The sequence below is a fragment of the Rhodococcus sp. IEGM 1379 genome, assembly GCF_030056815.1.
Lineage (GTDB): Bacteria > Actinomycetota > Actinomycetes > Mycobacteriales > Mycobacteriaceae > Rhodococcus_F.
In genome coordinates, this window is the sequence record NZ_JASHKR010000125.1 from 1 (window position 1) to 9,319 (window position 9,319).

General features: G+C 62.0%; 9 protein-coding genes. 5 read left to right on the plus strand and 4 right to left on the minus strand.

Annotated features, from left to right (window positions below; genetic code table 11):
- Positions 1-65: 65 nt before the first annotated feature.
- On the minus strand, positions 66-998 hold the full coding sequence (locus QM600_RS27960) for a hypothetical protein (protein WP_283265011.1): 933 nt from the start codon (positions 996-998) through the stop codon (positions 66-68).
- On the minus strand, positions 998-1,363 hold the full coding sequence (locus QM600_RS27965; RefSeq protein WP_283265012.1) for a DUF8021 domain-containing protein: 366 nt from the start codon (positions 1,361-1,363) through the stop codon (positions 998-1,000). Before QM600_RS27965 ends, QM600_RS27960 begins: the two co-directional genes overlap by 1 nt.
- A 271-nt stretch (positions 1,364-1,634) precedes the next feature.
- Here QM600_RS27965 and leuA point away from each other — a divergent pair, with 271 nt between their 5' ends.
- Positions 1,635-3,443 carry a 2-isopropylmalate synthase gene (leuA, locus tag QM600_RS27970; protein ID WP_283265013.1) on the plus strand — a complete coding sequence of 603 codons (1,809 nt, stop codon included), beginning with the start codon at positions 1,635-1,637 and terminating at the stop codon, positions 3,441-3,443.
- Positions 3,444-3,683: 240 nt separating this feature from the next.
- Positions 3,684-4,061, plus strand: a complete 378-nt coding sequence (locus tag QM600_RS27975) for an SHOCT domain-containing protein (protein ID WP_283265014.1) — start codon at positions 3,684-3,686, stop codon at positions 4,059-4,061.
- Between the two features lie 90 nt (positions 4,062-4,151).
- On the opposite strand, the gene QM600_RS27980 is transcribed toward QM600_RS27975, so the two are convergent.
- Positions 4,152-5,045 carry a LysR family transcriptional regulator gene (locus tag QM600_RS27980; protein WP_283265015.1) on the minus strand — a complete coding sequence of 298 codons (894 nt, stop codon included), beginning with the start codon at positions 5,043-5,045 and terminating at the stop codon, positions 4,152-4,154.
- A gap of 72 nt (positions 5,046-5,117) precedes the next feature.
- Here QM600_RS27980 and QM600_RS27985 point away from each other — a divergent pair, with 72 nt between their 5' ends.
- Genes QM600_RS27985 through QM600_RS27995 form a run of 3 tightly spaced genes read left to right on the plus strand, consistent with a single transcriptional unit; the run spans position 5,118 to position 8,044 of the window.
- Positions 5,118-6,059, plus strand: a complete 942-nt coding sequence (locus tag QM600_RS27985; RefSeq protein WP_283265016.1) for an EamA family transporter — start codon at positions 5,118-5,120, stop codon at positions 6,057-6,059.
- A gap of 25 nt (positions 6,060-6,084) precedes the next feature.
- Complete coding sequence (locus QM600_RS27990; protein WP_283265017.1) at positions 6,085-7,338, plus strand: Mur ligase family protein; 1,254 nt, start codon at positions 6,085-6,087, stop codon at positions 7,336-7,338.
- A complete protein-coding gene (locus QM600_RS27995) occupies positions 7,331-8,044 on the plus strand; it encodes a type 1 glutamine amidotransferase (RefSeq protein ID WP_283265018.1) in 714 nt (237 codons plus the stop codon). The genes QM600_RS27990 and QM600_RS27995 overlap by 8 nt, the downstream gene beginning before the upstream one ends.
- On the opposite strand, the gene QM600_RS28000 is transcribed toward QM600_RS27995, so the two are convergent.
- Positions 8,041-9,204 (minus strand): low temperature requirement protein A, encoded by a 1,164-nt coding sequence (locus QM600_RS28000; protein ID WP_283265019.1) that lies wholly within the window; start codon positions 9,202-9,204, stop codon positions 8,041-8,043. The genes QM600_RS27995 and QM600_RS28000 overlap by 4 nt on opposite strands.
- Between the last annotated feature and the right edge of the window lie 115 nt (positions 9,205-9,319).

A 9,319-nucleotide genomic window follows, 5' to 3' on the forward strand; every position in this document is an offset into this window, starting at 1 on the left:
CCGCCGTACTTCTGGACGACGAGAGCCACGCGTTTCTACCTCCAGGTCGAAATTGATTACAGATATCAGAGGTCGAGCTTACCGAGGTGGTCCTGCGACTTCCCGACGCGTCCTGAGATCCTGCTTCGCATCGACGTCGCGGAATGAGAACTGCCCGCCACATAACCCACCACTGCAACGGCAACTCCGCAGGCGAGAAGGACACGAATGCTGTTGACCAGCGAAGTTGCGAGTGTGTCGTACACCGCAACGGCGGCTGCGGGCGACGGGATGTCTTGATCTTGTAAATAGATGCGGCGTACGACGGTCAGCGTCGCCAACAGCGCGATCATCGCTACCGTGGTGGCGAGGCCGACCAGTGACAACGCCCGCATTCGCTTGGGCGCGATCGCGACGGCGGCGACGGCACAGATCGCTGCGAGCCAGGGCAACCACAATGCGGCGCGGTCGAGTGCATTCGACCACCTTTGCGCTTGCACCAGTTCGTCCGACTGCAGGATGTCGAACTGCGGATCGAACGCCGGGAGCCTGTCGACGAGAGTGAATCCGCGATCGCGTAGACGCGTCCGCAGTTCGGTCATAACCGGTTCCAGGGACACGGTGACGGTTCCCGTGTCGTCTGTGCGCACGATGCCGTCGGTTGCCTGGCCGGTGACGGCAGCGGCCAGTTGTGCGTGGGCTTGACGGTTGACGCCGGTCCAGAGCGTCACGAATCGATCACTCGAAACCAGCGTGAACGCCACCTCACGAACGAGGTTCTCGGCCGGACGCGTCAGCACCTGCGGAAACCCGTCCAGCCGCCGAGTCAGTTCTTCGGTCAGTCGATCGGCCACTGCTGCTTGCACTGCGGGATCCGACGCCAAGGGCGCCACGGTCTCGACATAACTGTCGGTGTCATTGACTTGAGTGTGGACAAACAGAGCGACTACTGATGCTGCTGAGGTCACCGCTGCGAGAACGATCAACAACGAGCAGACGACCCAGCGGACGAATCGCATCACTCGGATTTGACCCGAGAGCGCCGAATCTTGGCCGTGATGCGGTGAATGCGGAGGTCATCTGTGGGTATCCGGAAGGTCTCGGTGACTCGCACCGTCATCAGATTGCGCCCGAACAGGCCCGCATCGAGGAGGTATTCGGCAGTCACGTCGTCACCGTTCACCGTCCAGTCGATGTCGCGAATCGCGCGCACGAGACGATACTGTGGACCTCCAGAGAGGCTGCGCCGCAAATGATTTCCCGAAAATCCAGTCTTCAGTCCGACTTCGTGCCGAACTGCGTCCGGGGCCAACGGAACGGAACTGCCATCGTGGCTGAGCAAAGCGTCGAGATAGGCGCGCGCCACATCGATTCGGGGATCCATGTGGTCAGTCGATCACCTCGAAGTCCGAAACGACAGCACCGAACGCCCGACAAATTCGGCATGTCGCGCAACCCCGCCACTTTCTTCCACATCTCAGGAGTAGAGTGCACAGCATGCAGCGCGCACTCCTCCTTGGTTGCCGCGACGGGGTCTGATCCAGACTGGCCTCCCGTCGCGGGGTTTTGTGTGCGCCGGTCGACCAAGCCTTCCGGACATTCGGTCATGACCAACAGGTCATCAGGCCGGGTCCACAATCCTGGAGATCACACCAATGTCCCCCGCTGACGCATTCACCACCGGCTCTCGCACCATCACCCCTCCCACGAAGCCGGCGCCCGCCGACCAGCCTGCGTGGAACACGCAGAAGAACTCATCGATGCCGACGTTCCGCTACCGCTCCTTCTCCGAAGAAGTAGAGACCGTCTCGCTGCCGGACCGCACGTGGCCCGACAAGATCATCGATCGCGCACCGCAGTGGTGTGCCGTGGATCTGCGTGACGGCAACCAGGCCCTGATCGATCCGATGAGCCCGGCGCGTAAGCGTCGTATGTTCGACCTGTTGGTCCGCATGGGCTACAAGGAGATCGAGGTCGGTTTCCCGTCCGCAAGCCAGACGGACTTCGACTTCGTCCGCGAAATCATCGAAGACGGAGCAATCCCGTCCGACGTCACGATTCAGGTGCTGACGCAGTCGCGTCCCGAGCTGATCAAGCGCACGTTCGAGGCGTGTGAAGGTGCCGAGAACGCGATCGTGCACTTCTACAACTCCACCTCGATCCTGCAGCGCCGCGTCGTCTTCCGTGCCGACAAGGCCACGATCAAGAAGATCGCCACCGACGCCGCCGAGCTGGTACTCGCCGAGTCGAAGAAGTACCCGGACACCAACTGGCGCTGGGAGTACTCCCCCGAGTCCTACACCGGCACCGAGCTCGAGTACGCCAAGGAAGTGTGTGACGCCGTCACCGAAACCTTGGGTGCGACGCCGGACAACCGGGTCATCCTGAACCTGCCGGCAACCGTCGAGATGGCCACACCCAACGTGTACGCCGACTCCATCGAGTGGATGCACCGCAACCTGGCCCGCCGCGACTCCGTCATTCTGTCGCTGCACCCGCACAACGACCGCGGAACAGGCGTCGCGGCAGCCGAACTGGGCTACCAGGCCGGCGCCGACCGCATCGAAGGCTGCCTGTTCGGTAACGGTGAGCGCACCGGCAACGTCTGCCTGGTCACCTTGGGTCTGAACATGTTCACGCGCGGCGTCGACCCTCAGATCGATTTCTCCAACATCGACGAAATCCGTCGCACGGTCGAGTACTGCAACCAGCTGCCCGTCCACGAGCGTCACCCGTATGGCGGCGACCTCGTCTACACCGCGTTCTCCGGCAGCCACCAGGACGCCATCAACAAGGGCCTCGACGCCATGAAGGTCGACGCCGACAGCCAGAACGCCGACATCGACGACATCCTGTGGCAGGTTCCGTACCTGCCCATCGATCCCAAGGACGTCGGCCGCAGCTACGAGGCCGTCATCCGCGTCAACTCTCAGTCCGGCAAGGGTGGCGTCGCGTACATCATGAAGGCCGATCACGGTCTGGTGCTGCCGCGTCGCCTGCAGGTCGAGTTCTCGCAGTCCGTCCAGAAGATCACCGACGGCGAGGGCGGCGAGGTCTCGCCGAAGGAAATGTGGGACGTCTTCCACGAGGAGTACCTGGCTCCCGTCACACCGCTCGAGCGCATGAAGCAGAAGGTCACCGCTTCCGAAGAGGACGGCGGCACCGACTCCATCACCGCAATCGTGAAGGTGAACGGCAAGGAGCAAGAAATCTCGGGCACCGGCAACGGACCGCTCGCTGCCTTCGTCGACGCTTTGGGCAGCATCGACTTCGACGTTCGGGTTCTCGACTACTCCGAGCACGCCATGTCCGCTGGTGACGACGCTCAGGCTGCGGCCTACGTCGAGTGCGCGGTGACCGGTCCGGATGGCCAGAGCACAGTCGTCTGGGGCGTCGGAATTGCTACCTCGATCACGACTGCGTCACTGCGCGCCGTGGTCTCGGCGGTCAACCGCGCGAGCTAGTTTCATCTGATCTCTCGACTTGTGGCTCCTATCCCAACGGGATAGGAGCCACAAGTCATTTCCGTCCACTGTCGATTTACTCGAGTAATGAACTACCAAAGATTGACAATTACATCGGACATGAAGGTGTAGCGCGACGACGGTTGTGTTCGCGAATCACCCATCAAGGATGATGCAGACAGAGCTTGCGCGTGAGATAGTCAGCTCAGATAAATCCAACTTGCGAAATGGAGCTCGACAATGGATTCCTTCTGGGATTTCCTCTGGCTGATCGTCGTCACGTTCGCGTTCGTCGCGTACCTGATTCTGCTGTTCTCGATCATTACGGACCTGTTCCGCGATCACAAGACTTCCGGATGGAAGAAAGCGATCTGGATTTTCTTCCTCTTCGTCATCCCGTGGCTCACCGCGCTGGTCTACCTCATCGTGAAGAGCGATGGAATGGCACAGCGCTCCATCGAGGCTGCTCAGCACGTCAAGCAGGTGCAGGAGAGCTACATCCGCGAGGTTGCCGGTAAGTCTCCGGCCGAATCAATTGCTGATGCCAAGGCACTTCTCGACGCCGGCACCATCACGCAAGATGAATTCGCGGCACTGAAGGCTAAGGCTCTCGCCTGATACCGGCCTGATTCACAACCCCCGCGATTCGTGTGGGGACGCACTACCGAAACGGGAGCGACACTAATCGTGTCGCTCCCGTTTGTGCGTTCATTCTGCGACTGCCCGCACAACATCGCGGAAAGCATCGAGCACAAGTCCGATTGCCGGACTTCGATCAGCATGTAATCGTGTTGCCAATTCATAGACACGGGCAGCGCGCACACCGGCCAACGGTTTCCTCGACACCCCGGAATGAGTGACTGCATGACGCGGCATCAATGCCACTCCGTGCCCGGCCGCCACCAACTCTTCGATGACACGGAAATCGTTTATCCGATGCCCGACCCGCGGTTGTACACCGGTAACAGCCGCAACCGAAAGCAGTACGTCGTCTACCGGAAAACCACCACGCACGCTGATCCAGTTCTCATCAGCCAATTGTTCCAACCGAACCGAATCTTGCTTGGCCAAGGGATGATCCGGTCGCAATACCAAGTCGATCGGTTCCCGCATCAAAGTGTGCACGGCGACGCGCGGAAACGATGTCTCGGCGCCGCGCTCGTCGCGGTGCGTGAGAATCACGTCGTAATCAGCCAACAATCCCGGAACGGCCGACGCCGGTTGATCGACGTCGCAGGCATCGATGTCCACGCCCGAACCTTGCAGCGCGGTCAGTACCCCGGGCAGTAGTAGCGCGGCGCCTGACGGGAAGAACGCCACGCGCACCTTGCCCCGCGGCGAACCCCGGTACGACGCCATCTCCGCGTCGGCGCGCTCGAGAGCTGCCACGACGTCGTCCGCACGCCGGACCAACGCGCGACCCGCGTCGGTGAGTCGAAGCTTGCGGCCGTCAGGTTCCAGAAGGGGCACGCCGGCCTCACGAGCGAGGATCTTGAGCTGCTGCGAGACCGCGGACGGCGTCATCGAAAGCGCTGCTGCGGCAGCTGCGACGGTTCCTCTGTCGGCCAGTTCTCGAAGAACTCGCAACCGGGTCGCATCCATGTAGTAAAACTACATCAATGGTGCATCTTTATTCGCTTGTGCTGATGCTTTGAACGGCTCACGATAAGTGTCATGACTCCCCGCGACCGGCTGCTCGGATTGACCGTCATCGTCTTGTGGGGACTCAATTTCCTGGCGATTCGCGTCGGCCTCGACCATTTTCCCCCGTTCTTCTTTGCCGCACTGCGCTTTCTGCTCATCGCGATTCCAGTGGCGATCTTCGTGCCGCGGCCGCGGGTTCCGGTGCGATGGTTGCTGCTCTACGGTTTCGGTTTCGGCTTCGGCCAATTCGTGTTTCTCTTCTGGGCGATGCACACCGGAATGCCAACCGGGTTGGCGTCGCTGGTCCTGCAGTCATCCGCACCGTTCACAGTTCTGTTAGGCACCTTCCTGCTTCGCGAAAAACTCAGCGTGTGGCAGGTTTCCGGGATCGGCGTCGCGGTGGCCGGGATGGCGCTGATCGGCTGGGATCGCTCGCATCATGCAGCATTGCTGCCCGTGATCCTGACGCTTCTGGCGGGCCTGTCCTGGGCATTCGGCAACCTCGGTAGCCGCCTGGCCGCCGCGAATACCGTCGGCGATCCGCAGCCGATGCGCCTGATGTTGTGGATGTGCGTCATTCCCCCGCTCCCGATGCTGGCGCTGTCGGCGGTAGTCGAAGGCCCCACCGCGGGCTGGCATGCCCTCGCGACGGCAGTGAGCATCGACGGCCTGCCGTCACTGATCGGCCTCGCTTACATCGTTCTACTGGGCACCATCGCCGGAACGGGAATCTGGACCACACTGATGAGCCGCTACCCCGCCGGCAAAGTGGCTCCACTCTCCCTCATGGTCCCCATTGTCGGAATCGGTGCGTCCTGGCTGTTCCTGCATGAGACACCCAGCCCGTTGTCACTGGTAGGAGCCGTTATCGTCATCGCCGGGGCGATCGCCACGCAGATGCGCCCGGCACCCGCGGTGACTGTTCCCTCGAGCACAACCGCACTCGAACCACCCGCGCGACTCGGCGTCTGAGTGCGCGCTGTGCAAAACTCGGGCCGTGGGAACTGGACTAACGATCACGGCGCGCGGAAAGCTCGCCCTGCGCGCTGCCGCAGCAGCATCCTGGGCATCGCAGAAAGCCGGCCGAGGCAAAGGCTCGATGATCGGCGGGCTGATAGCCCTCAAGATCGACCCGACACTCATGACACAGCTTGGACGCGGGAAACGCACCGTCGTGATCACGGGAACCAACGGTAAGTCCACGACGACGCGCATGACCGCAGCGGCTCTCGCCACCGTCGGCGAAGTGGCGACGCAAGCGGACGGCGCCAACATGGACGCCGGCATCGTCGCGGCCCTGGCAACTCGCCTGAACGCTCCGATCGCCGCGTTGGAAGTTGACGAACTGCACGTCCCTCACGTTGCCGACGCCGTGAACCCCGAAGTGATCGTGCTGCTGAACCTGAGCCGCGATCAGCTCGACCGAGTCGGCGAGATCAACATGATCGAACGCAGGTTGCGGGCATGCGTCGATGCGCACCCGGATGCGGTCATCATCGCGAACTGCGACGACGTATTGATCACGTCGATTGCCTACGACGCACCCAACGTCGTGTGGGTTGCCGCCGGCGGCGGCTGGGCCGGAGATTCGGTCAGCTGCCCGCGCACTGGCGAGCCCATCGTATGGGAGGGAAAGCACTGGCGCAGTACGGGTTCGGATTTCGCGCGGCCCGAGCCGGCGTGGTGGCTCGACGACAATAACCTGTACGGCCCCGACGGCCTGACCATCCCGATGACACTGACACTGCCCGGAAAAGCCAACCGCGGCAACGCCGCTCAGGCTGTTGCCGCAGCGGTCACCTTGGGCGCAGACGCGGCAGATGCCGTTGCCGCAGCGTCCACAGTCCAAGAAGTTGCCGGACGTTACAGCACCGTCCAGGTCGGAGCCCACTCCGTCCACATGCTGCTGGCGAAAAATCCTGCCGGCTGGCAGGAAGCCCTGTCCATGATCGATCCGAGCGTCGACGGACTCGTCATCGCAGTCAACGGGCAGGTACCGGACGGCGAAGACCTGTCCTGGCTGTGGGACGTGAAATTCGAGCACTTCGAAGGCGTCAAAGTGATCGCTGCCGGCGAGCGCGGAACCGACCTGGCCGTCCGCCTCACCTACGCCGGCGTCGAGCACACACTTGATCCGGACCCCTTGCGCGCCATAGCTTCCTGCCCGCCCGGACGCGTGGAAGTGCTCGCCAACTACACGGCATTTCGCGACCTGAACACTGCTATCGCCAAGGAGACCCGCGATGTCTGACTCGACAGTGCGTATCGGACTGGTCCTCCCCGACGTCATGGGCACCTACGGCGACGGCGGCAATGCCCTGATCCTGCGTCAGCGTCTGCGGATGCGTGGGTACGACGCCGAAATCATCGACATCACACTCAATGACCCGGTACCGGACTCACTCGACGTCTACACACTCGGCGGCGCCGAGGATTCCGCGCAGCGACTCGCCACCCGGCACCTCACCAAGTACCCGGGCCTGCAGCGTGCGGCAGAGCGCGGTGCACCCGTGCTGGCCATCTGCGCGGCCATTCAGGTTCTGGGCAACTGGTACGAAACCTCCAGCGGCGAGCGCGTCGACGGCGTCTCCATGCTGGACGTCACCACCTCACCGCAGGAAAAGCGTTCCATCGGTGAAGTGATCACCAAGCCGCTGATCGACGGCCTGAGCGCCCCACTCTCCGGTTTCGAAAACCATCGCGGTGGAACAACTCTGGGCACCGCCGCCTCAGGATTTGCGCGCGTCACCCACGGCGTCGGCAATGGCGTCGGTGACGGCCTCGAGGGCGTCGTGCAGGGTTCCGTGATCGGCACCTACATGCACGGACCTGCATTGGCCCGCAATCCTGAACTGGCTGATCTACTGCTCAAGCGCGCTTTGGGTGTAGACGAACTCGCACCACTGCATCTCCCCGAGGTGGATCAACTGCGCAAGGAACGTCTCTCCGTTCGCTAGGCGTCGACTTTGGCGCCTTCGGTGAGAACCAACTCCACGGCGAGGAGCGCCGCACACGCCAAGCCAGCGACTAGTTCCGGCACGGCGGTGAAGGTGCCACCCAGAACGACGACCACGGCGATTGCGAACGGAGCCAACGTCCGCGTCGACGAATCATGCAGCCGAATGTGAATGAACCACAAGGCTGCGAGGATGACCGCAACCGGAATGGTGACGGCAACCCCGGTCACCAGGGCGCTGCCGCCCCCGTGGCCGGTCCAATAATCGACTCGCGCAGCCAGTCCGGCGCCGATGGCCGCTGCTGCCGCAAAGATGAAGTAGTGCCCGAAACCCCAGACGAACGGTGACGCATCGTCACCACCGAGGGCGTCGCCCGCGTTTCGCTGGAAGTACAACCACCACAGGCTGAACACGATGAGGACGCCGCCGATCACGACGTACGCGACCTTGGCCGCCGGATGTTCGCCGGCAACTGCGTCTTGAATCGCCACCGTCGTGGACAGGATTGTCTCGCCCAGCACAATGATGAAAAACAGCGAGTATCGCTCGGCAATGTGGTGCGGATGCCAAGGCGTCATACCCGTCTTCTCCGAGATGACCGGCACCGCGAATTCGCAGAGAACCAGGAACAAGAACGTCGGCACGAAGAGCACTGACGGCACGAAGTAGAAACCGATCCAACCGAGCTGAACGAGGACGATGCCGAGGGCATATCGACGTGCGGTGATTGTACGTTCGAGATCGTTTCGCGACACTCGAATCCACTGAATCACCAATGCTATTCGCATGATGACGTACCCGACGATGATCAGTAGTGCGTCGTTGTCGAAGAATCGCACAATGCCGGCAGCCAGTACCAACGATCCCAGGATCTGGAAGATCGTCAGCAATCGAGCAATACCGTCGTCGTTGTCGTAGGCGGAAGCGAACCACGTGAAGTTGAGCCACGTCCACCAGATCGCGAAGAAAGCCATCGCGAAGTGGCCGACGCCCGAGGCCCAATGACCGTCACTGATGGCGTGGTGAAGTCCAGTGGCAGCCTGGGCAACTGCGACGACAAAGCACAGGTCCGTCAGTAGTTCGAGTGGTGTTGCCACTCGGTGTTCCTCATGCGGATCGCGAGGAACCAGCGGACGGATGAACGAACTGACACGATTCACGGTTCGTCAGAGTAACCCTCCGAGCACCAATACGCTGGGCCACTCGACTACCCACTTAGCGGCAATACCGTTCAGTTAGTGACACATGAGGTATCGTGAGGTGTGCCTCGTAGCG

Excerpts from the sequence above, each read along its gene's own strand:
- QM600_RS27960 (WP_283265011.1), bottom strand. The coding sequence starts at position 998 with ATGCGATTCGTCCGCTGGGTCGTCTGCTCGTTGTTGATCGTTCTCGCA.
- QM600_RS27965 (WP_283265012.1), bottom strand. The coding sequence starts at position 1,363 with ATGGATCCCCGAATCGATGTGGCGCGCGCCTATCTCGACGCTTTGCTC.
- leuA (WP_283265013.1), top strand. The coding sequence starts at position 1,635 with ATGTCCCCCGCTGACGCATTCACCACCGGCTCTCGCACCATCACCCCT.
- QM600_RS27975 (WP_283265014.1), top strand. The coding sequence starts at position 3,684 with ATGGATTCCTTCTGGGATTTCCTCTGGCTGATCGTCGTCACGTTCGCG.
- QM600_RS27980 (WP_283265015.1), bottom strand. The coding sequence starts at position 5,045 with ATGGATGCGACCCGGTTGCGAGTTCTTCGAGAACTGGCCGACAGAGGA.
- QM600_RS27985 (WP_283265016.1), top strand. The coding sequence starts at position 5,118 with ATGACTCCCCGCGACCGGCTGCTCGGATTGACCGTCATCGTCTTGTGG.
- QM600_RS27995 (WP_283265018.1), top strand. The coding sequence starts at position 7,331 with ATGTCTGACTCGACAGTGCGTATCGGACTGGTCCTCCCCGACGTCATG.